Annotated in this window: 25 protein-coding genes; 11 read left to right on the top strand and 14 right to left on the bottom strand. The window is 46.5% G+C overall.

The features are described 5' to 3' along the window. The first annotated feature begins 48 nt into the window (after positions 1 to 48). From ICN30_RS02010 to ICN30_RS01990, 5 genes are read left to right on the top strand one after another with little or no spacing between them, the layout of a single operon-like run. The gene (locus ICN30_RS02010) at positions 49 to 627 is read left to right on the top strand and encodes a glutathione peroxidase (RefSeq protein ID WP_216229717.1); all 579 of its coding nucleotides are present in this window, start codon (positions 49 to 51) and stop codon (positions 625 to 627) included. Next, positions 627 to 2,015, top strand: coding sequence for an FAD-dependent oxidoreductase (locus tag ICN30_RS02005; RefSeq protein WP_216229716.1), 1,389 nt, complete (start codon positions 627 to 629; stop codon positions 2,013 to 2,015). The genes ICN30_RS02010 and ICN30_RS02005 overlap by 1 nt, the downstream gene beginning before the upstream one ends. After that, positions 2,016 to 2,801 (top strand): DUF1365 domain-containing protein, encoded by a 786-nt coding sequence (locus ICN30_RS02000; protein ID WP_216229715.1) that lies wholly within the window; start codon positions 2,016 to 2,018, stop codon positions 2,799 to 2,801. After that, positions 2,798 to 4,093 carry a cyclopropane-fatty-acyl-phospholipid synthase family protein gene (locus ICN30_RS01995; protein ID WP_216272856.1) on the top strand — a complete coding sequence of 432 codons (1,296 nt, stop codon included), beginning with the start codon at positions 2,798 to 2,800 and terminating at the stop codon, positions 4,091 to 4,093. The genes ICN30_RS02000 and ICN30_RS01995 overlap by 4 nt, the downstream gene beginning before the upstream one ends. Then, positions 4,090 to 4,866, top strand: a complete 777-nt coding sequence (locus ICN30_RS01990; protein WP_216272854.1) for an SDR family oxidoreductase — start codon at positions 4,090 to 4,092, stop codon at positions 4,864 to 4,866. The genes ICN30_RS01995 and ICN30_RS01990 overlap by 4 nt, the downstream gene beginning before the upstream one ends. A gap of 9 nt (positions 4,867 to 4,875) precedes the next feature. On the opposite strand, the gene ICN30_RS01985 is transcribed toward ICN30_RS01990, so the two are convergent. Genes ICN30_RS01985 through argS form a run of 3 tightly spaced genes read right to left on the bottom strand, consistent with a single transcriptional unit; the run spans position 4,876 to position 7,927 of the window. Next, complete coding sequence (locus ICN30_RS01985; RefSeq protein ID WP_216272852.1) at positions 4,876 to 5,538, bottom strand: thiol:disulfide interchange protein DsbA/DsbL; 663 nt, start codon at positions 5,536 to 5,538, stop codon at positions 4,876 to 4,878. Further along, the gene (locus ICN30_RS01980) at positions 5,535 to 6,149 is read right to left on the bottom strand and encodes an SPOR domain-containing protein (protein ID WP_216272849.1); all 615 of its coding nucleotides are present in this window, start codon (positions 6,147 to 6,149) and stop codon (positions 5,535 to 5,537) included. Before ICN30_RS01980 ends, ICN30_RS01985 begins: the two co-directional genes overlap by 4 nt. Before the next feature lie 50 nt (positions 6,150 to 6,199). After that, complete coding sequence (gene argS / locus ICN30_RS01975) at positions 6,200 to 7,927, bottom strand: arginine--tRNA ligase (RefSeq protein ID WP_216272847.1); 1,728 nt, start codon at positions 7,925 to 7,927, stop codon at positions 6,200 to 6,202. Between the two features lie 35 nt (positions 7,928 to 7,962). On the opposite strand from argS, the gene ICN30_RS01970 reads away from it, so the two are divergent. Next, positions 7,963 to 8,280: a DUF1840 domain-containing protein gene (locus ICN30_RS01970; protein WP_216229710.1), complete on the top strand. Its 318-nt coding sequence runs from the start codon at positions 7,963 to 7,965 to the stop codon at positions 8,278 to 8,280. A 21-nt stretch (positions 8,281 to 8,301) separates the two neighbouring features. On the opposite strand, the gene metH is transcribed toward ICN30_RS01970, so the two are convergent. Both metH and ICN30_RS01960 read right to left on the bottom strand, forming a co-directional pair. Then, positions 8,302 to 11,049 (bottom strand): methionine synthase, encoded by a 2,748-nt coding sequence (gene metH / locus ICN30_RS01965; protein WP_216229709.1) that lies wholly within the window; start codon positions 11,047 to 11,049, stop codon positions 8,302 to 8,304. Continuing rightward, complete coding sequence (locus ICN30_RS01960; RefSeq protein ID WP_216229708.1) at positions 11,046 to 12,110, bottom strand: homocysteine S-methyltransferase family protein; 1,065 nt, start codon at positions 12,108 to 12,110, stop codon at positions 11,046 to 11,048. The genes metH and ICN30_RS01960 overlap by 4 nt, the downstream gene beginning before the upstream one ends. Before the next feature lie 78 nt (positions 12,111 to 12,188). On the opposite strand from ICN30_RS01960, the gene ICN30_RS01955 reads away from it, so the two are divergent. After that, positions 12,189 to 12,638: a PhaM family polyhydroxyalkanoate granule multifunctional regulatory protein gene (locus tag ICN30_RS01955; RefSeq protein ID WP_216272845.1), complete on the top strand. Its 450-nt coding sequence runs from the start codon at positions 12,189 to 12,191 to the stop codon at positions 12,636 to 12,638. Here the strand turns inward: ICN30_RS01955 and ICN30_RS01950 are convergent. Beyond that, entirely contained in the window at positions 12,550 to 13,635 is a 1,086-nt protein-coding gene (locus ICN30_RS01950; protein WP_216272843.1) for an MBL fold metallo-hydrolase, read from the bottom strand. The two genes, ICN30_RS01955 and ICN30_RS01950, sit on opposite strands and share 89 nt — an antisense overlap. A gap of 22 nt (positions 13,636 to 13,657) precedes the next feature. On the opposite strand from ICN30_RS01950, the gene ICN30_RS01945 reads away from it, so the two are divergent. Beyond that, positions 13,658 to 13,834 carry a DUF1289 domain-containing protein gene (locus tag ICN30_RS01945; protein ID WP_216272841.1) on the top strand — a complete coding sequence of 59 codons (177 nt, stop codon included), beginning with the start codon at positions 13,658 to 13,660 and terminating at the stop codon, positions 13,832 to 13,834. Positions 13,835 to 13,848: 14 nt separating this feature from the next. Here ICN30_RS01945 and ICN30_RS01940 read toward each other — a convergent pair whose 3' ends face one another. Continuing rightward, on the bottom strand, positions 13,849 to 14,832 hold the full coding sequence (locus ICN30_RS01940) for an MDR family oxidoreductase (protein WP_216272839.1): 984 nt from the start codon (positions 14,830 to 14,832) through the stop codon (positions 13,849 to 13,851). A gap of 87 nt (positions 14,833 to 14,919) precedes the next feature. Here ICN30_RS01940 and ICN30_RS01935 point away from each other — a divergent pair, with 87 nt between their 5' ends. The 3 genes from ICN30_RS01935 to ICN30_RS01925 are packed head-to-tail and all read left to right on the top strand — an operon-like array spanning position 14,920 to position 16,417. Then, entirely contained in the window at positions 14,920 to 15,222 is a 303-nt protein-coding gene (locus ICN30_RS01935; RefSeq protein ID WP_216272836.1) for a hypothetical protein, read from the top strand. Between the two features lie 21 nt (positions 15,223 to 15,243). Next, complete coding sequence (locus tag ICN30_RS01930; protein ID WP_216272833.1) at positions 15,244 to 15,732, top strand: flavin reductase family protein; 489 nt, start codon at positions 15,244 to 15,246, stop codon at positions 15,730 to 15,732. 22 nt (positions 15,733 to 15,754) lie between these two features. Then, positions 15,755 to 16,417 carry a glutathione S-transferase family protein gene (locus tag ICN30_RS01925; protein ID WP_216272831.1) on the top strand — a complete coding sequence of 221 codons (663 nt, stop codon included), beginning with the start codon at positions 15,755 to 15,757 and terminating at the stop codon, positions 16,415 to 16,417. Between the two features lie 67 nt (positions 16,418 to 16,484). Here ICN30_RS01925 and ICN30_RS01920 read toward each other — a convergent pair whose 3' ends face one another. The 7 genes from ICN30_RS01920 to ICN30_RS01890 form a co-directional block, all read right to left on the bottom strand. Further along, the gene (locus ICN30_RS01920; RefSeq protein WP_215289534.1) at positions 16,485 to 19,520 is read right to left on the bottom strand and encodes an efflux RND transporter permease subunit; all 3,036 of its coding nucleotides are present in this window, start codon (positions 19,518 to 19,520) and stop codon (positions 16,485 to 16,487) included. A gap of 7 nt (positions 19,521 to 19,527) precedes the next feature. Further along, the gene (locus ICN30_RS01915; RefSeq protein ID WP_215291894.1) at positions 19,528 to 20,667 is read right to left on the bottom strand and encodes an efflux RND transporter periplasmic adaptor subunit; all 1,140 of its coding nucleotides are present in this window, start codon (positions 20,665 to 20,667) and stop codon (positions 19,528 to 19,530) included. A gap of 169 nt (positions 20,668 to 20,836) precedes the next feature. Beyond that, complete coding sequence (locus tag ICN30_RS01910; RefSeq protein WP_216229701.1) at positions 20,837 to 22,372, bottom strand: efflux transporter outer membrane subunit; 1,536 nt, start codon at positions 22,370 to 22,372, stop codon at positions 20,837 to 20,839. Positions 22,373 to 22,521: 149 nt separating this feature from the next. After that, positions 22,522 to 23,385 carry a pirin family protein gene (locus ICN30_RS01905; RefSeq protein ID WP_216229700.1) on the bottom strand — a complete coding sequence of 288 codons (864 nt, stop codon included), beginning with the start codon at positions 23,383 to 23,385 and terminating at the stop codon, positions 22,522 to 22,524. A 30-nt stretch (positions 23,386 to 23,415) separates the two neighbouring features. After that, the gene (locus ICN30_RS01900; RefSeq protein ID WP_216135421.1) at positions 23,416 to 23,973 is read right to left on the bottom strand and encodes a flavodoxin family protein; all 558 of its coding nucleotides are present in this window, start codon (positions 23,971 to 23,973) and stop codon (positions 23,416 to 23,418) included. A 24-nt stretch (positions 23,974 to 23,997) separates the two neighbouring features. Continuing rightward, positions 23,998 to 24,408: a DoxX family protein gene (locus ICN30_RS01895; protein ID WP_216229699.1), complete on the bottom strand. Its 411-nt coding sequence runs from the start codon at positions 24,406 to 24,408 to the stop codon at positions 23,998 to 24,000. A 35-nt stretch (positions 24,409 to 24,443) separates the two neighbouring features. Continuing rightward, a complete protein-coding gene (locus ICN30_RS01890) occupies positions 24,444 to 24,860 on the bottom strand; it encodes a MarR family winged helix-turn-helix transcriptional regulator (protein WP_216135427.1) in 417 nt (138 codons plus the stop codon). Positions 24,861 to 24,921 lie beyond the last annotated feature (61 nt).

The following is a 24,921-nucleotide window of genomic DNA, read 5'->3' as shown; positions in this document are numbered from 1 at the left end:
CCAGAATGTCTTAGACTTGGACATCCCAGTCCCACCCTAAGGTTCAAGATGACTCGCAATATGCCTAGCTACTTACTAGCACTATTTTTGCTGCTGCCGGCAATGCAATTTGCAAAGGCAGCTCCTCCAGCTTCGGCCAGCTGCAGCCCCCTCTTGTCACACACCTTCCCCAGACTACAGGATGAGGCACCTCAAAATCTATGCCAATATCAAGGCAAAGTCATTCTGGTCGTCAATACAGCCAGCTTTTGTGGCTTCACCAGCCAATATGAAGGTCTTGAGAAGCTGTATGCCAAATATAAAGATCGTGGCTTAGTTGTACTGGGATTTCCATCCAATGATTTTGGACAACAAGAGCCGGGTAGCAACAAAGAGATTGCTGACTTCTGTAAAAATACCTATGACGTGAAGTTCCCCATGTTTGCCAAGAGCTCAGTCAGCGGCAGCAATCCCAATCCTTTATTTAAGATGTTGATTGCTAAAACTGGTACAACTCCTAAGTGGAATTTTTATAAATACCTCATTGATCGCAACGGCAATGTTGTGGACTCCTATGGCAGCATGACTAAACCATCGAGTAGCAGCATTACTGGCGAGATAGAAAAACTTCTTGGAGAGAAAATTTAGTGGGTAAGAAAAAAGTTGCCATCATTGGCGCTGGTATATCTGGCTTAGGCTGCGCATATGCATTAAGACAGCACCCAGATTTAGACATCACCCTATTCGAAGGCGGCAATCATATTGGTGGTCATAGCAATACCGTAGACCTAACGCTCGAAACCCCTCAAGGTAAGACTACTCATGGAGTGGATACTGGATTTTTAGTATTTAATCGCAAAACCTATCCTCGCTTAGTTCGTCTATTTGAAGAAATTGGAGTGCCGATTGCTCCATCAGAAATGTCTTTCTCAGTATCGATTGATGCCAGCGAAAAAACTGGGCACAACAAAAAAATAGAATGGGCTGGTAACGACCTCAATTCTTTCTTTGGCCAACGATCTAATTTATTCTCGCTTTCATTTTGGAGAATGGCCTATGACATCTTGCGCTTCAATCGTCTTGCTACTCAGCTTGCCGAAGAACAAATCACCTCTAAGCTTGAATACTCAGAACCTGATGAGCGTATTAAAGATTTTTTAGATCGCAACCGCTTTAGCACCAGCTTCAGAGAGAATTATTTCTTACCGATGATTGGTGCTATCTGGTCATGCTCTGTTGAGCAGATGCTAGAGTTTCCAATTCAAACTATGGTGCGTTTCTGCCATAATCACGGCCTTTTGCAAATTCAGAATCGCCCGCAATGGCTTACTGTTAAAGGCGGTTCAAGAGAATATGTAAAGCTTTTAGTGGCGGCCCTTGAGAAACATCAAGTCCAATTTGTGCGCGAATCCGCAACCCGAGTTAATGCAAGTCAAACTGAAAACTCTCAGGCTGAAGTCATTACCGCATCTGGGTCACACTGGTTTGATGAAGTAGTCATGGCTTGTCATAGCGATCAAACTTTAGACTTAGTTCATGGCATTGACCAAGATGCTCGTAATATTTTAGCCTCGGTTCCTTATCAAAAGAATCGTGCGATTTTGCATACTGATATCAATTTCTTGCCAACTACCGAGCGCTGCTGGGCGGCCTGGAACTACACTGCAAAATCGGGTGCAACACCAACTGCACAACAACACGTTAGCGTTAATTATTTAATTAACCGCTTGCAACCTCTGCCTAAGGCATTCGAGAGCACGCAGATTATTGTGAGCTTGAACCCACTGACTGATCCCAAGCCAAGCTTAGTGCATGAAGAAATTCATTACTCGCATCCAGTCTTTGATATGCGCGCAGTCCAGGCCCAAAAGGCACTGCCTTTAATTCAGGGCAACTCCTCAATTTGGTATTGCGGCGCATGGACTGGCTTTGGCTTTCATGAAGATGGTCTGCGATCAGGCGAATTGGTCGCAATGGATCTAATGGAAAGCATCTCTCATCGCGTTAAATCTAGCTCCATTAAAGATGCTCAGTAAATGAATTTGCCAACGATTAATTTCGGAGCGGTTAAGCATCGGCGTTTTCGTCCCGCTAAAAATGCGTTTGGCTATGGTGTATTTACTTTGTCTATTCCAATGCGTGCGCGTAGGAATGATCCAGCGTTACTCAGTAAACATGGTCTTAGAGACAATCGGTTTGGACTGTTTTCATTCTTCGATCAAGACCATGGCCTAGGAAGTCAGGATAGCCTGTCCTGGATCGAAACAATTCTTGAAGAAAACAACATCCAGAATATTGATGGCGAGATTTGGCTACAAACCTTCCCACGCGTACTAGGCTATGTCTTCAATCCTGTCAGTTTTTGGATCTGTACCCGAGCCAATGGTCAGGTTCAAGCAGTGCTAGCCGAGGTGAATAACACCTTTGGCGAACGACACTGCTACTTACTTCATCATGACTCTGGAAAAGCCGTGCAATCTGGAGAGACTCTGGTGAGCAAGAAGGTCTTCCACGTATCACCTTTCTGTGATGTTCGAGGGGAATATCACTTCCGCTTCTTATTTCCCCAGGATAGTCATTCAAAGCGAAATATCGTTTGCCGAATTGAGCTCCATGAAGATGGAGCCCCATTGATCAACACCAGTATCAGCGGTCTTGCTCAGGCACTGAGTAAAAGCGCCCTCTATCGTGCCTTCTTGCGGTACCCGCTGATGAGCCTAGGTGTCATCGGCCGGATTCACTGGCAGGCATTGAAATTGTGGCTAAAAGGAGTACCCTTTTATTCAAAACCTAAACCACCAGAACTTGAAATTACTAGATGAATCGCCCCGGTCAATCCCTGCTATCTCGACTCACATTCTCCCGTCCGGAGAAGCGGGAGTCTAAGCAACAACAATACCGTGCAAGCACACAGACTTTATTAAGTCTCCTAGCGGAATTGCGTAGCGGGCATTTGGTTCTTACATTACCAAACAAGGAAGTAAGGGAGTTTGGAAATAGCTCAGACCAACTGCATGCAGAAATTCAAGTTTTAGACTGGTCAGTATTTAAGCAAGTTTTATCTCATGGCGATATTGGCTTTGCCGAGAGCTATATTCGAGGCGAATGGAATACGCCTGACCTTAAAGCCTTGCTGGAATTAGCCATTCGAAATCGCAACATTTTAGAAAAAGCAATCTATGGAAGCTGGTTAGGTTCTATAGCGTATCGCTTGAAGCATTGGTTTAGAGACAATTCCAAATCTGGAAGTCGTAAAAATATTCATGCGCACTATGACCTAGGCAATGCGTTCTATACCCTGTGGCTAGATCCGTCAATGAGCTATTCAAGTGCTTGGTTCTCTGAGGGAGACAAGCAATCCCTGATGGATGCACAGCGCGCCAAAATCAAACTCATACTAGACTCCATCCACGCTAAACCGGGCGACCAACTACTAGAAATTGGATGTGGCTGGGGTGGATTTATGGAAGAGGCCTTACGCAATGGCAATCAAGTTACAGGCTTAACTTTATCCACAGAGCAAAAAGCCTTTGCAGATACTAGACTTCAAAAAGTTAATACAGAGGTGGGTAATCAACAGAAATTTGAGGTACGACTTCAGGACTATCGGGACTGCACAGAGCAATTTGATGGCATTGCCTCCATTGAAATGTTTGAAGCAGTTGGCGAGAACCATTGGGGCGAATACTTCCAAACAGTTGCTAAGCGACTGAAAGCGGGTGGCCGAGCCTGCATCCAAACTATCGTCATTGCAGAAGACTTGTTTGATCGCTATCGTCATAGCACCGACTTTATTCAACAATACGTTTTCCCAGGCGGTATGCTTCCCTCACCATCTAAATTCAAGGCTGCTGCAGCTAATGCTGGTTTAGAGGTTGAGGCAGAGTTTGCATTTGGTGCTGACTATGCCAAAACCTTATGTCTATGGCGCGACAGCTTTAATCACAAGATTGAAGAAATCTATCGCCTTGGATTTGATGAGGCTTTTATTCGACTGTGGAATTTCTATCTTATGTACTGCGCTGCTGGATTCTCCGAAAAGAATATTGATGTCGTGCAATACACCCTCAAACATTCAGATGTTACCCACTCGAACGATGCCCTGCGCCCATGAAACAAAAAGGATTTGATTCATTTGTAAATCAACGTATTTGGATCATTGGCGCTTCCAGCGGAATTGGTGAGGCCTGTACACAAGCCTTTATCAAGGCAGGTGCAAGAGTTGCTCTTTCTAGTCGTCGCGCTGAGAAACTCAATACCATCGCACAATCCGCAGCACTGGGGCAGACCTTAGTCCTGCCGCTAGATGTCACTCAGCAAGAACAGCTCATTTCCGCCTACCAGACCATCCTTGAAGCCTGGGGTGGCTTAGACCTATTGCTATTTGTGTCGGGCGTATACACACCATTACGCGCCGATAATTTTGAGTTTGAAGTTGCGCAGAAAACAATTGATGCAAACCTACTTGGCCCCATGAGAGCGGTCAGCATTGTTTTACCCAATATGCTCAAAGAGCATGCTGGTCATATTGCCATCGTTGGTAGCGTAGCTGGATACAGTGGATTGCCAAAAGCCTTGGCCTATGGACCTAGCAAAGCAGGAATTATTAACTTCTGCGAAACCCTGTACTACGACTTGCTACCGCAGGGTGTGAGCGTGCACATGATTTCACCAGGGTTTGTAGCAACTGAAGCGACTGCACAGAATGATTTTGAAATGCCAGCACTCATTACTGCTGAGGAGGCTGCAACAGAAATTCTCTCAGGACTACAGGCTGGAGAATTTGATATTAACTTCCCTAAGCGGTTTTCAGGATTCTTAAAGTTCCTCAGAATCCTGCCTTACCCACTCTATTTTTGGATAGTAAGACGCTTCGTCAAAATCTAAGACCCTGAATTACTTGTACTTGTCCTTGCGGATTTTTTGCTCCAAGTAATCCATCACTGCAATCGCTTTAGCTTTGGTTCCAGCAATTGATGGAGAGGTCACATAGCGGCCCTGCATCACAATAGTTGGCACACCATCAATGCGGTAAGCATCAGCCATCTGTCTTGCTGCACGGGCTTTAGAAACAACTGCAAATGAACGATAAGTAGCCAAGAAAGTATTGCGATCAATACCCTGAGAAGCGACCCAATCTGCTATCTCATTTTCTGTCATGAGGCGCTTATTTTCTTTATGCATGGCGTACATGACTTTGTCATTCATCGCCTCACCCTTGCCCATAGCCTCTAAGGCATAGAACAATTGGCTGTGTGGCATGAAGTCATCGCGGAAAGCAACGGGCACCTTGCGGAAGGTCACGTCCTTTGGTTGGCGCTTAAGCCAAGCATTTAACTCTGGCTCAAAGTCATAGCAATGCGGGCAGCCATACCAAAAGAACTCGATGACCTCGACCTTGCCTTTAGATTCAACTGGCTGAGGAGTAGGCAGAATGCGGTAATCAAATCCCTCTTCGATCTTAGGACTTTGCGCAGTAGCAAGGCCTGAAAAAGAAAAGGCCAGACCAAGAATGGTCGCAGATAAAAGGGCTCTCTTAGACTTAGATAATGTAATCATGATTTGCTAGATTTAATAACGCTCGGTTTAATGCCCATGCCATTTAACTTATCTCGCACAGGATTGCTTTCTTCAACACTGTTGTACGGTCCAACGCGAACACGCCAGAGTGTATTGCCTTCACTACTAATCTCACTCAATTGAGACTGAATACCCTGAATAGCCAAGCTAGCCTTTTGGGCATCTGCGTCCGCGCGCTTATTAAACGCACCAACTTGTAAGAAATAGATAGCATCGGATTTTGCGGCAGGGGCTGGAGCAGCATCCACTGGCTTCTTGCCATTGGCCAAATCAGCGATGGGATCTGGCGCACTAGCAGCAGGTGCAGCAGACTTACCTTGCAAAGGCTTATTCAGATCAAGCGCTTCTGCTGGGGTAGCAGCCTCTCCTTCGGCAGGTACCGGTCCTGACTTAATGGTTAAGGGAAGATTGGGTGCCCTAACTCCAGGACGCTCTTGGGGTGTATTTTTTGAAAGGTAAAAGGCGATCACAAAAGCAACCCCTAGGCCAACTCCAAGCCCTAAGATAAAACCAAGAATAGTGCCGCCATACTCGGGGCTCGAAGACTGTGTCTTTGGAGCGAAGCTGGTGTGTTGATTGTTTTTTTTCATCGTGTCCCCATCCTTCTTTTTACTTCTTAAGCGCTAGCAAGTACTACAGCTTACATCTTAGCGGGTGCTGATACACCCAATACTTTTAATCCATTTTCAAGCACTTGACGAGTCGCCGAGAGTAAGGCGAGGCGAGCTAATTTCAATGCAGGGTCGTCCACCAAAACGCGGTCTGCGTTATAGAAAGTATGGAAGTCTCCCGCTAAATCACGCAAGTAGAAAGCTAAAGCATGTGGCGCCAAGTCCGCTGCTGCATCAGTGAGCATCTCTGGGTATTCAGCTAGGCGCCGCAATAAATGATCGGAAGCTTTGCTTTGCAACAAAGAAAGGTCCGCGCCCTTCAGGTCAGAAACTTTTCCGCCCCATTGAGTCAAGATTGAGCAAATGCGAGCATGCGCATATTGCACATAGAACACAGGGTTCTCATCATTTTGCTGCAATGCCAAATCAACATCAAATACAAATTCTGTATCAGCTTTGCGAGAGATGAGGAAGAAACGCACGGCATCTCGTCCGCGCTGCAGAGCAAGCTCGCGCTCATCTGCAGTCATCTCTGGTGTAACTCCACCAGACCACTCAACCAAGTCACGCACAGTCACATAGGAGCCTGCACGTTTAGAGATTTTGACTTCTTCGCCATGGCGCATCACTGTCACCATCTTATGCAATACATACTCAGGATATGTTTTCGGAATATCCCAACCACGCTTCTGAGCCACGCCCTGCAAGCCTGAGCGCACACGGGCGATCGTGCCATGGTGATCGCTGCCTTGGACATTAATCACTTTTTCAAAGCCACGATTCCATTTGCTGGTGTGGTAAGCAACATCAGGCACAAAGTAGGTAAAGCTGCCATCAGACTTTCGCATGACGCGATCTTTATCGTCACCATCATCTGTTGTCTTGAGCCAAAGTGCGCCCTCAGACTCATAGGTCTTACCAATGCTCTGTAGCTCTTCAACAATTTTTGCAACGCTACCATCGGTATACAAAGAAGATTCCAGGTAGTAGCAATCAAACTTCACGCCAAATGTTTTTAAATCAATGTCTTGTTCATTGCGCAAATACGCAACAGCAAATTGACGGATGGCCTCAAGATCATCTTTATATTCAGATGAAGCCTTAAAAGCGGTCGCAATCTCGGCGATGTATTCACCGTTATAAGCACTCTCTGGCCAAGTGGCATCACCTGGTTTAAGTCCATTTAAGCGAGCTTGCACTGAGAGCGCCAAATTCGCAATCTGGACTCCAGCATCGTTGTAATAAAACTCGCGGTGCACCTTAATGCCCTGAGTTGCTAATAAGTTTGCCAAGGCATCGCCGAGTGCGGCCTGACGACCATGACCAACGTGTAGTGGTCCAGTGGGATTGGCAGACACAAACTCAATCATGGCGTTGGAAACTGGGGCCGCCTCTGGAGCTAGCTGACCAAACTGGGATCCTGCCGTGAGAACCTCTTGCACCACCGCAGTTTTAGCGGCATTGCTCAGGCGAAAGTTAATAAATCCAGGACCAGCGATTTCGCAAGAGGCAATGAGATCGCCATAGCCAGGCTGCTGCTCTAGGCGCTCAACCAAGGCTTGTGCCAACTCCCTAGGATTTAGCTTCCAAGCTTTGGAGAGCTGGAGCGCAATATTGCAAGCGACATCGCCATGGTCTACCGCCTTAGGGCGCTCTAAACGTGGCGCAGGGGCATCGCCCAAACTACGCTCCTGAGCTAAACCCTGCAGGGCTGCGCTCAGCATTTCAATTAAACGATTTTTATTAGTTAACAACATAGATAAGTGAGTTTATCAGGTGGTAAGCTATCGAAATGATCTATCAATTTCGCTCCAAAGCGGGTCCTGACGTCATCATGCTAGCTGATCTGACCCAGCGAATCTTCGAAATTTTGGGCCGCCCATTAGAGCCTAGGGGTATTTTGACGGTTGAGCAATTGCCAGCCCTCATCATCGCCCTAGAAACCGCCATTCTGAAAGACCTGGAAGAGCGAGCTAAAAGTAATGCGGCTGATCAAGAAAATACTGAGAAACCGAAGCTGGCCGACAGGCTGGGGCAGCGCGCCTATCCCTTCCTAGAGCTCATGAAGCAGGCTAAAGCCAAAGATGAACCAGTGATGTGGGGCGTTTAAAGCACCACATCAAGGAAGTTCTTAGTCGATCGAGCTAGCCAGCTGGCGACGGATGTCTTCAACAGATTCATTACGGCGCTTAGCAAGATCTTCAATCTGGTCTGCTGACAACTTGCCCACATTGAAATAACGCGCATCTGGGTGTGCCAAGTAAAAACCACTGACACTAGAAGCTGGGTTCATAGCCATCGACTCAGTCAAGGTCATACCAATATCTTCTGAACCAATGACGCGCAATAAATCTTTTTTCACTTCATGTGCAGGACAAGCTGGATAACCTGGCGCCGGACGGATACCACGGTATTCCTCATTGATCATTTGATCATTCGTCAAAATCTCATCAGTTGCGTAACCCCAAAGATCCGTACGAACGCGATGGTGCATCAACTCTGCAAATGCTTCTGCCAAACGATCGGCCAAGGATTGCAACATGATTGCACTGTAGTCATCATGCTTTGCATGAAACTCGGCAACTTTTTTCTCAACACCATGACCAGTCGTCACAGCAAAGCAACCAAGGTAGTCAGCCACCTTAGAATCTTTTGGCGCCACATAATCTGCCAAGCAACGATTAGGTCGACGAACGCCATCAACTACTGGGCGCTCAGACTGCTGACGTAAGTTGTGCCAAACAAATAAGGGGTGCTCACGCGATTCATCGCTGTATAAGACGATGTCATCACCTATCGTGCTTGCTGGATAGAAAGCGACTACTGCATCAGCCTGCAACCACTGACCTTTGATTAATTTATCTAATAGAGCCTGGCCATCTTCAAATACTTTGCGAGCCTCTACGCCAACGACTTCATCATCCAAGATTGCTGGGAACTTACCAGCCAAATCCCAGGTCTGAAAGAATGGTGTCCAATCAATGTATTTAGCAATGTCACTTAAAGCAAAATTCTTGAAAACACGGCGCCCAATAAACTTCGGCTTCTCAGGCACATAACTAGCCCAATCAATCAGCTCGCGATTCTTACGTGCTGCTTCTAAAGAGATCGTTGGTGATGCTTTTTTGTTGGCATGCTGCTCACGAATACGGACATAGTCATCGCGCAGATCTTGAATAAATTTCTTGGCGCTTTCATCGGATAGCAAGCTTGATGCAACGGATACTGAGCGGGACGCATCAGGCACATAGACCACAGGGCCATCGTAATGAGGTGCAATCTTCACCGCGGTATGCACACGAGAAGTGGTAGCACCACCAATCATCAATGGAATTTGACGCTCACGGAAATAATCATCACGCTGCATCTCTTGAGCAACGTAAGTCATCTCTTCTAAGGATGGAGTGATCAAACCAGATAGCCCAACAATGTCTGCTTTTTCTTCTTTGGCACGTTTCAGAATTTCTGCGCAAGGCACCATCACGCCCATATTGGCAACTTCAAAGTTATTACATTGCAGCACTACTGTCACAATGTTTTTACCAATATCGTGCACGTCACCTTTAACAGTCGCCATCACAATCTTGCCTTTGGCCTTGGCTTCGCCTCCAGAAGCAATATGCAGGCGCTTTTCTTCCTCAATATAGGGAATCAAAATCGCTACCGCTTGTTTCATGACACGCGCACTCTTAACCACTTGCGGTAAGAACATCTTGCCAGCGCCAAACAAGTCGCCAACAACGTTCATGCCATCCATTAGAGGGCCTTCGATAACCTCGATAGGACGACCGCCCGCACCCATAATTTGGGCACGCAGCTCTTCAGTATCTTCTTCAATAAAAGTAGTGATGCCATGCACCAAAGCATGGGTTAAACGCTCACGCACGGGTGCTTCACGCCACACCAAGTTCTCTACTTGCTTGGCGCCACCGCCCTTAAATTGATCGGCAATATCCAGCAAGCGCTCAGTTGGAGTCTTACCGTCTTTTTCTTTAAAGCGATTGAGCACCACGTCTTCAACGCGCTCACGTAATTCTGGATCCAAGTCTGCATAAACACCAAGCTGTCCCGCATTGACAATACCCATGTCCATACCCGCTTGAATAGCGTGATACAGGAACACGGTATGAATGGCTTCACGTACGCGATCGTTACCGCGGAAAGAGAAGCTCACATTAGAGACGCCACCGCTCACCTTCGCGCCCGGTAGATTTTCTTTAATCCAACGGGTGGCGTTAATGAAATCTACCGCGTAGTTGTCATGCTCCTCAATACCAGTCGCAATGGCAAAGATATTGGGATCAAAAATAATATCTTCTGCTGGGAAGCCAATCTCATTCACAAGAATTTGATAGCAGCGCTGACAAATTTCAGTCTTGCGCTTAAAAGTATCCGCTTGACCTACTTCATCAAATGCCATCACTACAGAAGCTGCGCCGTAACGACGAATTAGACGCGCTTGTTTTCTGAAAGGCTCTTCGCCCTCTTTGAGAGAAATTGAGTTAACAATCGGCTTGCCTTGAATACATTTCAGACCCGCCTCAATCACACTCCATTTAGAAGAGTCGATCATGATTGGTACACGAGCAATATCTGGTTCTGAAGCAATCAAATTCAAGAAGCGCGTCATCGCCGCTTCCGAATCCAACATCGCCTCATCCATATTGATATCAATGACTTGAGCACCATTCTCAACTTGCTGTCTTGCAACTACCAAGGCTTCATCAAATTGATTATTCAAAATCATGCGTGCAAATGCTTTGGAGCCTGTGACGTTAGTACGCTCACCAATATTCACAAAGCCAACATCGGCTGTAACATTAAAAGGCTCTAAGCCCGAGAGCTTCATTGGCGGCATTACCTTCGTAGTCTTATTCATGCCGACACCTCTGCGCTCTCGCGATAGAAGGCACGTGGCTTGCGCTTAGCAACCGCATTAGCAATGGCACGAATATGGTCCGGCGTCGTTCCACAGCAACCACCTACGAGATTGACTAAGCCATCTTTTGCAAAGCCATCGACAAGGCTGGATGTAATTTCTGGTGTTTCATCAAAGCCGGTATCACTCATTGGGTTGGGCAAGCCGGCATTGGGATAGCAAGATACAGCGGCATCGCAAATGCGAGCAAGCTCAGCAATATAAGGACGCATTAGTGCAGCACCTAAGGCGCAGTTCAAACCAAAAGTTAATGGCTTGATGTGGCGCAAACTATTCCAGAATGCTTCGACTGTTTGACCCGACAAGATACGGCCAGAAGCATCAGTAACCGTACCTGAAATCATCACTGGCAAACGCTCGCCAGTTTCTTCAAAGAATTCATCCAAGGCAAACAATGCAGCTTTAGCATTCAGTGTGTCGAAAATGGTTTCGACTAAAAATAAATCAACGCCACCTTCAAAGAGGCCTTCAATCTGCTCGCGATAGGAAGCGCGCAATGCATCAAACGTTACATTGCGAGCACCTGGATCATTCACATCCGGAGAAATGCTGGCCGTCTTTGGGGTAGGTCCAATTGCGCCCGCCGCAAAACGTGGCTTATCTGGCGTAGAGTATTTTTCACAGGCGGCACGGGCCAATTGAGCAGAGATGACATTCATCTCACGTGCCAAGCCAGCCATTTTGTAATCCTCTTGCGCAACAGAAGTAGCGCCAAAAGTATTGGTTTCAATAATGTCTGCACCCGCATCCAAATACTGCTCATGAATCTTGCTGATGATTTGTGGCTGAGTGAGAACTAGGAGTTCGTTATTGCCCTTGATGTCACCAGGATGAGCCTCAAAGCGCTTGCTAGTGGGCAATCCACGGTAATCCGCCTCATTGAGCTTGCATTGCTGAATCATGGTGCCCATAGCGCCATCCAAAATCAGAATGCGCTGCTTCAGTAGCTCGGGAAGTGCCTGACCACGGGTGTAAGGCTGGGATAAACCATTAGATTGCATTGCTTAACCGGGATTAATCTCTAGAATCTCTTATTGTATTGGCATTAAGCCACTTTTATCTGACCCGGAGCCCGCCCTATGTTTGGAACTATCCCTGAATTCAATCAAAGCTTAGAAATGATGAAAACCATGTGGGGCCAGGGAGCAGGCGGATCGACGCCAGGGCAATTTCCCTTCACTACAGACGCCTCCAAGGCTGCTGGGGGGTTTGGCTCAGCATTTCCAGGGCTAGATACCGATGAGCTAGAAAAGCGCATCAAGGACCTGAAAAGCGTTGAAAACTGGCTCAACCTCAATCTGAATATCCTGAAGTCAACGATTCAAGGCTTAGAAGTACAGCATGCCACCATGATGGCCCTCAAATCATTCGGGGATGCCGTTTCAGCAACTGCTGCTGCCGCTACTGGCGGATCTTCTGAAGAGTCTGGAACAAAGGCCTCTAAACCACGCAAAACCGCAACACGCCGTCGTCGCAAAGCTGGCGACTCAACTTTCCTCGACGAAGTAGGTAATTCAGATGAGCAATAGCCTCACCCATAGCAAATGTCATTTGGTGAATATCTAATTCACGCCTAAATAAAACCGGCACTATCTCACGAGCAGTTGCCGGTTTTTCACATGCTCCAAGTGTTTCTGCCAAGCGCTCATCATGATGCGCTTTTAATTGGTCAATGCGCGGCTTCATTCCTGTAAATGGCTTGCCATGCGATGGCAGTACGAGTGCGTCATCGGGTAGCGGGAGATATCGATCTAAAGAGCTCAGATATAAACCCAAAGGATCTGCATCTGGATCAGCATCGTTGACACTGACATTAGTGGAGATGCGCGGCAACAACATATCTCCAGAGATTAATACGCTGAGATCTTTGCAAAAGAGTGAAGCGTGTTCAGGCGCATGACCAAATCCCATGATCACTTGCCACTCATGTCCACCAATCAAAATCATTTCACCATCAATGATGCGACGATATTGCCGTGGCACACCTGGAACCATATTGCTGTAGTAATTGGAGCGCGCCCGAATTTTTTCTAAATCTTCTGGTGCAATCAATCCGTGTTTCTGAAAGTGATCCGCAGAACCGCCGCCGCCAGCGCGTGCACCAACTGCAGCACCACCCTCTTTATGACTCAGCCATTGCGCAGTTAAATAATCCGTCATAGAAATCCAGAGCGGCGCATTCCATTTTTCGCAAAGCCATTGAGAGAGTCCCACATGGTCTGGATGCATATGAGTCACGATCACCCTCAGCACCGGCAAGCCATCTAGCTGCGTAGTAAAGATCTGATTCCAAGCTGCTTTTGTCTCATCATTAGCAATCCCACAATCCACGATGGTCCAGCCCTGAACGCCTTCAAACTCGTCACGTAGCAGCCATAAGTTGATGTGGTCTAAGGCAAACGGTAGACGCATCCGCAACCAACGAACACCAGGTGCAACCTCCATCGAACTCCCCACTTCCGGCAAAGCATCGGCTAAGGGATAATGAATAGAACTAAGATCGCTGGATTGGTTTTTGGTATTCATCTTTTTCTATTTTAGGTTTGCTTTGACAACAGTTCCATCACCTTGCATCAACTGGTGCGACATTAACCCTGAAAACGGTTTTTGCCGTGGCTGCTATCGTACACTATCGGAGATTGCAGACTGGTCGGAACTTTCTAACTCTGACAAGCTTGAGGTCTGGGAAAAACTGGAAACGCGCAAACCTCAAGCACCAGAGTAAGCATTATTAATTGCTTATTTATTGACATTCACAATTAAGCGGCCGCGCACATTGCCCGCCATCAGCTCTGCCGCATATTTAATGGAATCCTCTAAACTAATTTCGTGAGAGATCTCCTCTAGAGTTTTGAGATCAACCAACTTACTCAATTGTTCATAAGCAGCAATGCGTTTTGCTTTTGGCACTGTCACACTATTAATGCCATACAAAGTTACACCACGCAAAATGAATGGCGCAACAGTTGATGGAAAATCCATCCCCTGCGCAAGACCACAAGCGGCAACCGCACCATCGCTCTTGGTTTGAGCGCAGGCATTTGCTAATGTATGACTACCAACGCTATCGACTACTGCTGCCCAACGCTCTTTTGCTAAAGGCTTACCAGGAGCCGAGAGTGAGGCACGATCAATCACTTCACTCGCACCCAATTTCTTCAGGTAATCAGCCTCAGACATGCGTCCAGTACTGGCAACAACCGTAAAGCCCAACTTACTTAGAAGAGTAATGGCAAAGCTACCTACCCCACCTGCAGCGCCAGTCACTAAGACCTCGCCATCACTTGGCTTCAATCCATGCTTTTGCAAAGCCATCACACACAGCATTGCTGTGTAGCCAGCAGTACCAATAGCCAGGGTCTGCTTAGCAGTAAATCCCTTTGGCAAAGGAATGAGCCAGTCCGACTTCACGCGTGCTTGCTGAGCCAATCCACCCCAATGACCTTCACCAACGCCCCAACCATTGAGTAACACCATGTCACCAGCCTTAAATTCTGGGCTAGCGCTCTCTAAAACTTCTCCAGCGAAATCAATACCTGGAACCATGGGAAAGCTACGCACCACCGGACCCTTGCCGGTAATGGCTAGACCATCTTTGTAATTTAGCGTGGAATAGAGCACCTTAACTCTGACATCGCCCTCCGGAAGACTTGCCTCATCGACCTGAGCAATCTCAGCGCGATAGCCTTGATCATCCTTATTTACCAAAATAGCCTTGAACATATCTCTTCCTTTTAAAAGCGCTGCATTCTCCACAGCAAGTACGTAATAGGTTTATCCTAACGAGCATTGCTGATTATGGAGGTTTCCATGAAAAAAATTCTACTATTAACTGCGGTTTCTGGCTTAGCGCTAGTCGGATGCTCCTCAAGCCAAATTAATATGTCTATGGGCAATATGCGCCTCATTACCTCCAGCGCAGCACCTCAAGACGTGATGGACTTTGCCAATACGACTTGTAAGAATGATTTCTACCAAGGCGCAAGCTTCCTTTCCAAGGCCGGCAAGGAATATCGCTTTAAATGCGTTAAACCTGAAGAGAATGAAATCATGAACCCAATTCCAGGCACAACTATTCCCGTAGATGTGCCCGCTCCGACTGCAGCAAAGTAAGCCGCTAAATAAGCAAATAAGATGACCCCATTTACTTCCCAAGAGCTCCGCAAAGGCTTTTCCTCCTTTGCAACTGGGGTCACAGTCATTACCTGCTTAGATGCTAACCAGAATGCTCACGGCATCACCATCAGCTCATTCAATACTGTTTCACTAGAACCGCCACTTATCTTGTGGAGCCTCAAAAAGCATTCACGCTTAATGCCCAATTTTGAAGTGGGTCACAAGCAGTTAATTCATGTCTTGGAGCGCTCACAAGAAGCAATGGCAATGCACTTTGCCACCGTAAAAGAAAATCAATTTGTGAACATCCCCCATAAGCTTGCAGAAAGCGGGCTTACCCAAATTGAAGGATGCTGCGCATACTTTGAGTGTGAAACTGTTTCTGTTCATACCGGTGGCGATCACAACATCATCGTCGCTAAAGTACTTAACCTAAAGCACACCCCAGAAAGTCACCCGCTCATATTTGCACACAGCAAATTTATGGGCTTAGATTCATCACTTTAAAAATACCAAAATAGGAATTCTCATGATTCGCTTATGGGGAAGAAAAAGTTCCATCAATGTGCAAAAGGTCTTGTGGTGCCTTGCGGAGCTAGGGCTAGAAGAGAGTAAAGATTTTGAGCGCATTGATGCAGGCCTTCACTTTGGCAAAAATCGCACCCCTGAATTTCTAGCACTCAACCCCAATGGCTTAGTCCCGACTCTGCAAGACGGTGATCTTGTACTCTGGGAATCCAACACCATCTTGCGATATCTGGTTCGTCAGTACGATAAGTCGAAGCGCTTTCCAACAGACATCGCTAGTCAGTACCAATCTGAGAAGTGGATGGATTGGCAACTAGGTACGATGTGGCCAAGTTTGCGCGTTGCATTTCTTGGGCTAACTCGGACGCCTGAAAACGAAAGAAACTACGAAGTCATTCGCAAGGCATATCAAGATACCAATGCTTTCCTCGCATTACTTGATCAACAGCTGGCCAATCAACGTTATTGCTCAGAAGACTCTTTCAACATTGGGGATATTCCACTGGCACTTTGTGTAAGTAGATGGATTCTATTAAATGAAACCTTTCCAGAGCAAACTGGGCCACGTCTTTCTTTGCAGAACGTCGAAGCATGGATGCAACGCATAGAGGCGGAAACAAAGTACAGCGTAGTTGCAGAAAAAGAGCTCAATATTGTGAAGTAAGTCAGAAGCTCCGATTGAAAAGGGTGAACTGAGTTCACCCTTTTTCTTTAACCATTTGCGGAATAAATTACTGTTGCTTAAATTTCTTCTGATGGTGATCTGCACCAATAAACAAGTACATCGCTGGCACTACAAAGAGCGTAAACAGAGTGCCGATCGATAAACCAGTAAAAATCACGATACCCATCGATTGACGGCCAGCAGCGCCGGCGCCAGAGGCGATCACTAGAGGCACGACACCCAAGACCATCGCTGCAGTAGTCATCAGAATCGGGCGCAAACGCACACTACTTGCTTCTACGATAGCGTCCAACTTACTGCGGCCAGCCTCTTGCAGCTCATTGGCAAATTCCACAATCAAGATTCCGTGCTTACTGATCAAGCCCATCAATGTGACAAGTCCAACCTGGGTATACACGTTCAAGGTTGTAAATCCAAGGTTGATAAAGATAAGGGCGCCAAACAAGGCAAGTGGCACCGAAACCAAAATCACGATCGGATCACGGAAGCTTTCAAACTGTGCAGCTAAGACTAAGAACACGATCAAGATCGCAAAGAACATCGTCACCAAGAAACCGCCTGACTCCGCCATGAACTGGCGGGATGGGCCGGCGTAATCCATGGTGTAACCATTGGGGGCGACTTCTTTCAAAGTTTGACGCATAAACTCAAGTAAATCCGCTTGAGAAATAAATGGCGTACTCACACCGGAGATCGTTGCAGAGTTAAGTTGCTGAAAGTGATTGATAGATTGTGGAACTACTTTTTGCTTAATCGTTGCAATCGTGCGCGCCTGAATCATCTGTCCACTAGGCGTACGGATGTAGTAATCCAAGATCTGATCCGGATTTAAGCGGTCCACTTGCTTTACTTGTGGAATAACGCGATAGGAGCGGCCAGCTACAGAGAAGTAATTGACGTAACCGCCACCCAAAGCAGCAGATAGCGCGCTACCCACCTGCTGCTGAGTCATACCTAGTGCGGCAACTTTTTCACGATCAATTTCTAAAACGTCTTGCGGCTTATCAATCTTCAAATCTGAATCCACGAAGAAGAAATTTCCACTGCGACGAGCCTTATCTAAAACTGCCTGGGATACTTCGTTGAGCTGCTCGTAAGACTCAGTAGTGTTGATGACCACCTGAACCGGCAATCCCTGCGCACCAGGCAAAGCTGGGAACTGGAAGGCTGCTACGCGAGCGCCTGCGATCGTATTCCACTTGCTTTGCATATCTTCTTGAAACTTCGTGGCATTACGACTGCGTTGATCCCAATCCTTAAGCAATACACCACCAAAACTACTGGTTGGACTGGTGATCTGGAACATCTGCTCATACTCAGGCTCTGCTGCTGATATTTGATAAATCTGATCAGCGTAAGTCTGCATCTGATTAACGGTACTATTGGGTGGGCCTGAAGCCTGCATCAACACAATGCCCTGGTCTTCTGTTGGTGCTAATTCAGCACGCGCTGTGGCGTAAAGGTAAGCAACTCCACCCAACAAAATCACGCCCATCACAATGATGACCTGCCAAGTACTCAAGAGTTCACGCAAAGTGGTTTGATAACTGTGGTGCACCTTATCAAAAATACGATCGATCTTTTGTACAAAGGAGGAGGCTTCTTGCTCTTCAGTAAAGATGCGTGAGCACATCATCGGAGAAAGCGTCAATGCAATCAACCCTGATACAGCCACCGCACTAGCCAAAGTAAAGGCAAACTCGGTAAAGAGCGCCCCCGTTAAGCCGCCTTGGAAGCCAATTGGAATATAGACCGCGATCAACACAATCGTCATTGCCAAAATTGGACCGCCTAATTCACGCGCAGCAATTAAGGAGGCTTCTAATGGCGACTTACCTTCCTTCATATGACGGTCAACGTTCTCAACCACAATGATGGCATCGTCCACTACCAAGCCAATTGCAAGCACTAGGGCTAACAGCGTCAGTAAATTAATGGAGTAACCCAATACCTGCATTAAGAAGAATGTGCCAATTAAAGAGAGTGGCATCGCAATCACAGGAACTGCAACTGCACGCGCACTGCCCAAGAATAGGTAGATCACCACTGTCACAATCAATAGCGCTTCTAGTAAGGTAGCCACCACTTCATCAATCGAAGTAGTAATGAACTTAGTGGAGTCATAAACTACTTTGCCCGACATACCGGTTGGCAACTGCTTCTGTATATCTGGCACCGCGGCACGAACACGTTCAGCTACATCAAGCAAGTTCGCCTGAGGCGCTACCTTGATGGCAATAAATACTGAGCGCTTGCCACTAAATGCAACATTCGTGTTGTAGTCCTCGGAGCCCATGCTCACGGTTGCCACTTGATCTAAATAGACAATATTGATGCCATCTTTCTTGACAACCAATTTGCGGAACTCATCGAGCGTGTGTAGATCCGTGCCAGCCACTAAGTCCACGGCAACCATGTCGCCTTTAGTACTACCCACCGCTGATAGGTAGTTATTGGCGGCCATCGCACTATAGACATCATCCGCGCCTACGCCAAGGCCAGCCATCTTCTCGCGATCCAGCCAAGCGCGTAGAGCAAACTTTCTGCCGCCAGTGATTTCAGCATTTTGGACGCCATCTACAGCATCCAGCTTTGGTTTAACTACCCGCAACAAGTAATCGGTGATCGCATTGTTCGGAATGTCATCGCTATAAAAGCCCATGTACATCGCCGCAGTCGACTGACCAATTTGCACAGTCAATACCGGTTGCTGAGCTTGGGGTGGCAGTTGATTCTTGACCGAGCTAATCTGCGTCTGAATTTGGGTTAATGCAGCATTGGAATCGTAATTAAGTTTGAGAGTAGCGGTAATCGTCGATAGGCCGCTCACACTCATTGACGACAAATAATCGATACCCTGAGACTGAGCAATTGCCGTCTCTAATGGTTGTGTAATAAATCCAGCAATCGTCTCAGGATCGGCGCCATAGTAGGCGGTTGTAATCGTAACAATCGCATTTTGGGTTTGCGGATATTGATTGACCGGCAAAGATCCAACAGCCTTCAAACCAAACACCAAGACAAGCGCACTCACTACCAGTGAGAGCACTGGTCTACGAATAAATATGTCAGTCCAATTCATCTAGGACTTATTCCTGTGGCTTCGGGTTTGGTGAATTCGAAGGCAACACTTTGTTATTCACAATCAGTGGTGTACCGTTCTTCAACTTGAGCTGACCGCTAGTAACTACCGTAGCACCCTCTTCAACACCCTTGAGAATCGCCACTTGGTCGCCACGTGTTGGTCCTGTAGTCACAAAGACTTGCTGGGCCTCAAGCGTAGGCTTGCCCTGCTTATCCTTCTTACCGGTTGGCTTGGCAATAAAGATTGTCGAGCCGTAAGGGTTATAAGTTACAGCCGTTTGGGGCAAAGTCAGCATCTTCACTTCATCACCCAGCTTGATATTCACATTGGCAAACATGCCCGGCAAAATCTTTTTATCCGGATTGGCTAATTGAGCTTCAATCTGAATATTGCGCGTATTGGTATCGACCTTTGGACTGACTGCAGTAATCTTGCCAGTGAAACTCGCATCTTTAAACGCATCAGTAGTCACTACGATTTCTTGCCCAACCTGAATCTGCTCAGCATTGCTTTGGGGGAGATTGAAATCCACAAAAATAGGATCCAAGGTTTGAAGGGTGAGCAACTTATCACCTGGGTTAACAAACTGACCGGGATTAATCATCACAATGCCCACACGGCCACTAAAGGGGGCCTTCAAATTCTTCTTTGCAACTAAAGCCGTTTGCTGCTCTACCTGAGCTTGCTTGGACTTTGCGTCCGCCTTACTTGTGTCAAATACGTTCTTACTAATCGCCTGAATCGCCAACTGCTGTCTATCACGCTCATTAATGACTTTAGCCAAATCTGCCTGAGCCTTTAATGAATTCAGTTGTGCAACATCTGAAGCATCATTCAACTTAATGAGTAGGTCGCCTTCTTTTACATCCATGCCAGATTTAATAGGCACGGTTTGTACAAGGCCACCGATTTCAGTACTAAGATCTACGCCTCTAAATGCGCGTACATTACCAACGCTGGAGAGCTTAGGCTGCCATGCAGTGGTCTCTACTACCATCGTGGAAACGGTTGCAGGAGGCAATCCCATACCAGCAATAAAGTGTTTGATCATGAAGGTCTTGAGTTGATTAAACCCAAAGATCAAGCCGAGTAACAAAAATACGCCACACAACATAATGGTCATGCGTCGACCCAAAGGGGTCATCGATTGCAATTTGGCGTTGACCTTACTGCGCAAGAAGCGCTCGCGCAAGCGGAACCACACACCTTTTGCCTTTTCCCAAAGCGCAATCGCCTTATCGCGTAGCTTCCACTCTTCAGCTTTAACAAGCATCCAAGCCCACAAGGCAACTGCTGCTGCAGTCACTTTGGTTTTAATTGTTTCCAGAAGTTTCATTTTGATCTTTGTTCGCTATGGCTTTTGGTTGAAAGGCTGGGCCGGTACGATTCCACCAGCCGCCGCCTAGTGCTGCAAATAATGCTGCCGTGTCAGAGAATCGGGTCGCTTGTGCAGACACTGATTTGACTTTAGCAATTTGATATTGATTTTGATAATAGAGAACAGCCAAGTAACTTGCAGTGCCCAACTTATATTGCTGCTGCACTAACTCTAAAGTTTCATAAGCGTAACGCTCTGCGTCTGATGCAGACTTCAATGCTTGGGCACCTGTCTCTAAAGCGCGCAAGGAATCTGCAACCTCTTGAAACGCCTTAAGCACAGTTGCTTGATATTGATAAACCGCTTGCTCGTAATTAGCAATCGCTCCACGGCGTTGTGCCAATAACTGACCACCCTGAAACAGCGGCTGGAAGATGCCGCCAGCAATAGACCATAGAGTAGCGTTCGGCCCAAACAAGGCTGCGCTAGTTAGTGCCGCAGAACCAATGGCACCCGTAATATTAAATTGTGGCAATAAATTAGCGGTAGCTACACCTACCAAAGCATTCGTCGCCTTGAGTTGTGCTTCTGCCGCACGTACATCTGGACGTTGACGAACAAGACTTGAAGGTACTGACAGTGGCAACTTCTCTGGCAAATGTAGAGACCTCAAATCAAACTTAGTGATGTTGGCATTACTAGGCAACTCACCCACCAAGACCGCTAACTGATTGCGCGCAAATGAAAGATTGCGTTCGTAAGTAAATAAATCTACTTGCGAGTTAGACACTAAAGTTCTTTGCGATGTTACGTCCACCTTAGAGACAGTACCAATGACCAATTGCTTCTCAGTAACTTCGGCTAAATTAGTTTGCGCCTTAAGAATTTCTTCTGTGGCTTGCATTTGTGCGCGCAAAGCTGCTTCACGCACAGCGCTAGTGACAATGTTGGCTGTCAAGGAGAGATATGCGCCCTCCAACTGAAACTGAGCAATCTCTGCTTGCGCTCTCGCACCCTCAACTGCTCGGCGCGCACCACCGAAAACATCTAGCTTATAAGTGACGTTTACAGAAGCGTTATAGAGGTTGTAGGTATCTGAACCATATGGCAAGCCATAAATAGCGGAGGGTTGGAGCTGACGAACTACGCCACCATTCAAACCAATCGCCGGAAAATACTGTCCACCAATTTGTGCGCTGACATTTTCTTGGCTAGCGCGCAGGGCCGCATCAGCAGCGCCTAAATTTGGGTTTTGCTGCAAAGCTTTTTTGATCAATACATCAAGCTCTGGAGACTTAAATAATTCCCACCACTGAGCCTCAATATCCGCACCCTCAACAAACTCTTGATCAGTACCGCCTGGAACACCAGGCGCAGTAGCTAGTTTTTTAGAAAGCGTAGTCTCGGTATAGGTAGAGGTATTAGGAGAATCAGGCTGTTTGAAGTCAGGGCCAACGGCACATGCAGAGAGAAACCCCGCGGATAACAACGGAAGCCAACGCAAAATAAAGAATTCTTTTGAACCAAACATGTACTGTGACAAATTTCCTTTTCTACAGCAGATATTTGAACATACTTTTCTAATCCAGTCTATGTAAAGCCTTGATTTAACTAATGAATTTTTTTGTACACAGCTGAGTGTAGAAGTCAAACGGATTTTTTTAGGCTACAGCCACATTCTTAGTGAGTAATTTTTCCAAAACCACCACTATTGAAATCTTGCATTGCCTGAGCAATCTCTTCTTTGGTATTCATGACAAATGGGCCGTAACCCACAATAGGTTCATTAATAGGTTCACCACTCAGCAGCAAGGCAATGGTGTCTTCCAGCACGTTCACTTGAATATCTTGACCTTGATTGCTAAACATCAGCATCTGGGCATCTTTGGCGACCACGCCCTCACCCGCCTCAACGGCGCCCCTCAGGACAACCAGGGAGGTATTCCAGCTCTCAGGCACAGGAATAGTTGTTGAGCCCTTCTTTAACTTCAGGTCAATCACATTGAGAGGGCTAAAAGTATTGGCTGGGCCTGTATGGCCATCAAAATCTCCAGCAATGATGCGTGCTTGTCCTGCGCCGCTCTTCAACTCAATCGTAGGAATCTGTTTATCCAGAATGGCTTGATAGCCTGGCTTGGTCATTTTGAGCTTTGCTGGCAAATTCACCCACAACTGCACCATATTCAGAGTTCCGCCATTTTTAGCAAAACCCTCTGAGTGAAATTCTTCATGCAAGATGCCAGAGCCGGCCGTCATCCACTGAACATCTCCAGGGCCAATCGTTCCACCCTGACCTGTGGAATCTTTATGCGCTACTTCACCTTCATAAACAATGGTGACCGTCTCAAAACCACGATGTGGATGTGAACCCACACCCTTACGTTCAGATGTTGGGAGAAACTCTGCTGGACCTGCATAGTCCAGCATCAAGAATGGACTCATTTGATTGCCGAGGTCTTGATAGAAGAACAAGGTGCGCACAGGAAAACCGTCGCCTACCCAGTGACCTCGATCATTTCCTTGTAAACCAATGAGTTTTTTCATGATTCCCCCAATTTCTTTCAGATAAAAAGCTTACTTAGCTTTAAGTTCAGCGGCAATCTTGGCAATACGCTCACCATAGAGACGTGCTGTTTCTAAATCGCCCACATTTACCTCATCAGTACTTGCGTCTGAAGGAGTCTGCATCATCGCACCAGCAGAAGAGCCAACATAGTTCACATCATCACGCTTCGCGGCTTTGGAGTTCGAAGGCATTAAACCAGTGCCAACCCAGATACCTGAATGCTGCATTGCCAGAGTGAAGAAGTAATGCAAGGTGGAGTGCTTATCACCATTCATCGTGGCAGAGTTTGTGAAACCACCGAATACTTTGTCTTTCCACTGCTGTGAAAACCATTGCTTAGAACTGGCATCAGCGAACTTCTTAAACTGCCAGCTTACTGTGCCCATATAGGTTGGCGAACCAAATACGATGGCATTAGCAGTATTGAGAATTTCCCACTGCGCATCAGTAATATTGCCTTCGGAATCAATGGCTATTAGCGTGCCATTTGCTCCCTTAGATAGGGCTTCAGCTTGTTTAACTGTGTGGCCATACCCACTATGAAATACAACGGCTACTTTAGTCATGATCTTTTCCTTTAATGAATGGAATTACTTCGCTGCTTTACGACCATCAATACTGAATCTACCAGCACCAGTAGAAGCCAACACCAATAAACCACCCATTACCGCAATGTTCTTAAAGAATAGCAATTGAGCGATAAATACTGCATCTGCTGGAGCAGCCCAAAATGCATGCCCAGTAGCAGCAGCGATTAAAGTAAAGATCGCCATGATCACTGCAACGATACGTGTCTGAAAACCTACGATCAATGCAATGCTTCCCAGAACTTCAATCACAATTGTTGCTACCAATGCGAATACTGGAGCTGGAATACCCAAAGAAGCGAAGTAGCCTAATGTTCCCTCAAATCCAGCAATCTTTCCCAAACCTGCCGGTAAAAATAGTGCAACGATAAGCAATCGACCAACGAGGTTAAGTATGCTTTGATATGTGTTCATGTAATGTTCCTTTGTAATGTTTACTGAAAAATTGTTTAATTAAAAATTGCTTTTACTTCTTTTAAAACCATTACCGCTTGTTCTAATTCTTTTTTGGTGAGCTTGCTAAACGCCTTGCCGAGGTATTCCACATGCTCCGGAAATACCTTCTTAAATAATTTGTCGCCAGACTTTGAGAGGCCAATCTTGTAACTACGGCCGTCTTCAACGTTCAGAAACTTTTCAATTAAGCCTTTCGCCTCGAGCCTTTCTAAAACACCCGTCATAGTGCCTTTAGAAACTAGCGTCTTCTCACCCAATTCCTTACAAGTCATTGGGGGCTGATTACCTAAGGTCGCCACAATGTCAAACTGGGTTGTGGTTAAGCCCATCTCTTTAATATGCGCTCCAGAGTGAGCCTCAAAGGCCTGATAGGCCTGAACCAATTCCTTAACGAGCGATAGGTGATTCATTTCATTACCTCAATTTAGTCTGTATGCGTACTAGTTTAGTACTAGTTCGTACTAATTGCAA

The organism is Polynucleobacter sp. 31A-FELB, from assembly GCF_018882405.1.
GTDB lineage: Bacteria > Pseudomonadota > Gammaproteobacteria > Burkholderiales > Burkholderiaceae > Polynucleobacter.
This window is presented reverse-complemented; position numbering and strand designations above follow the sequence as displayed.

Excerpts from the sequence above, each read along its gene's own strand:
- ICN30_RS02010 (WP_216229717.1), top strand. The coding sequence starts at position 49 with ATGACTCGCAATATGCCTAGCTACTTACTAGCACTATTTTTGCTGCTG.
- ICN30_RS02000 (WP_216229715.1), top strand. The coding sequence starts at position 2,016 with ATGAATTTGCCAACGATTAATTTCGGAGCGGTTAAGCATCGGCGTTTT.
- ICN30_RS01995 (WP_216272856.1), top strand. The coding sequence starts at position 2,798 with ATGAATCGCCCCGGTCAATCCCTGCTATCTCGACTCACATTCTCCCGT.
- ICN30_RS01990 (WP_216272854.1), top strand. The coding sequence starts at position 4,090 with ATGAAACAAAAAGGATTTGATTCATTTGTAAATCAACGTATTTGGATC.
- ICN30_RS01985 (WP_216272852.1), bottom strand. The coding sequence starts at position 5,538 with ATGATTACATTATCTAAGTCTAAGAGAGCCCTTTTATCTGCGACCATT.
- ICN30_RS01980 (WP_216272849.1), bottom strand. The coding sequence starts at position 6,149 with ATGAAAAAAAACAATCAACACACCAGCTTCGCTCCAAAGACACAGTCT.
- argS (WP_216272847.1), bottom strand. The coding sequence starts at position 7,927 with ATGTTGTTAACTAATAAAAATCGTTTAATTGAAATGCTGAGCGCAGCC.
- ICN30_RS01970 (WP_216229710.1), top strand. The coding sequence starts at position 7,963 with ATGATCTATCAATTTCGCTCCAAAGCGGGTCCTGACGTCATCATGCTA.
- metH (WP_216229709.1), bottom strand. The coding sequence starts at position 11,049 with ATGAATAAGACTACGAAGGTAATGCCGCCAATGAAGCTCTCGGGCTTA.
- ICN30_RS01960 (WP_216229708.1), bottom strand. The coding sequence starts at position 12,110 with ATGCAATCTAATGGTTTATCCCAGCCTTACACCCGTGGTCAGGCACTT.
- ICN30_RS01955 (WP_216272845.1), top strand. The coding sequence starts at position 12,189 with ATGTTTGGAACTATCCCTGAATTCAATCAAAGCTTAGAAATGATGAAA.
- ICN30_RS01950 (WP_216272843.1), bottom strand. The coding sequence starts at position 13,635 with ATGAATACCAAAAACCAATCCAGCGATCTTAGTTCTATTCATTATCCC.
- ICN30_RS01940 (WP_216272839.1), bottom strand. The coding sequence starts at position 14,832 with ATGTTCAAGGCTATTTTGGTAAATAAGGATGATCAAGGCTATCGCGCT.
- ICN30_RS01935 (WP_216272836.1), top strand. The coding sequence starts at position 14,920 with ATGAAAAAAATTCTACTATTAACTGCGGTTTCTGGCTTAGCGCTAGTC.
- ICN30_RS01930 (WP_216272833.1), top strand. The coding sequence starts at position 15,244 with ATGACCCCATTTACTTCCCAAGAGCTCCGCAAAGGCTTTTCCTCCTTT.
- ICN30_RS01925 (WP_216272831.1), top strand. The coding sequence starts at position 15,755 with ATGATTCGCTTATGGGGAAGAAAAAGTTCCATCAATGTGCAAAAGGTC.
- ICN30_RS01920 (WP_215289534.1), bottom strand. The coding sequence starts at position 19,520 with ATGAATTGGACTGACATATTTATTCGTAGACCAGTGCTCTCACTGGTA.
- ICN30_RS01915 (WP_215291894.1), bottom strand. The coding sequence starts at position 20,667 with ATGACCCCTTTGGGTCGACGCATGACCATTATGTTGTGTGGCGTATTT.
- ICN30_RS01910 (WP_216229701.1), bottom strand. The coding sequence starts at position 22,372 with ATGTTTGGTTCAAAAGAATTCTTTATTTTGCGTTGGCTTCCGTTGTTA.
- ICN30_RS01905 (WP_216229700.1), bottom strand. The coding sequence starts at position 23,385 with ATGAAAAAACTCATTGGTTTACAAGGAAATGATCGAGGTCACTGGGTA.
- ICN30_RS01900 (WP_216135421.1), bottom strand. The coding sequence starts at position 23,973 with ATGACTAAAGTAGCCGTTGTATTTCATAGTGGGTATGGCCACACAGTT.
- ICN30_RS01895 (WP_216229699.1), bottom strand. The coding sequence starts at position 24,408 with ATGAACACATATCAAAGCATACTTAACCTCGTTGGTCGATTGCTTATC.
- ICN30_RS01890 (WP_216135427.1), bottom strand. The coding sequence starts at position 24,860 with ATGAATCACCTATCGCTCGTTAAGGAATTGGTTCAGGCCTATCAGGCC.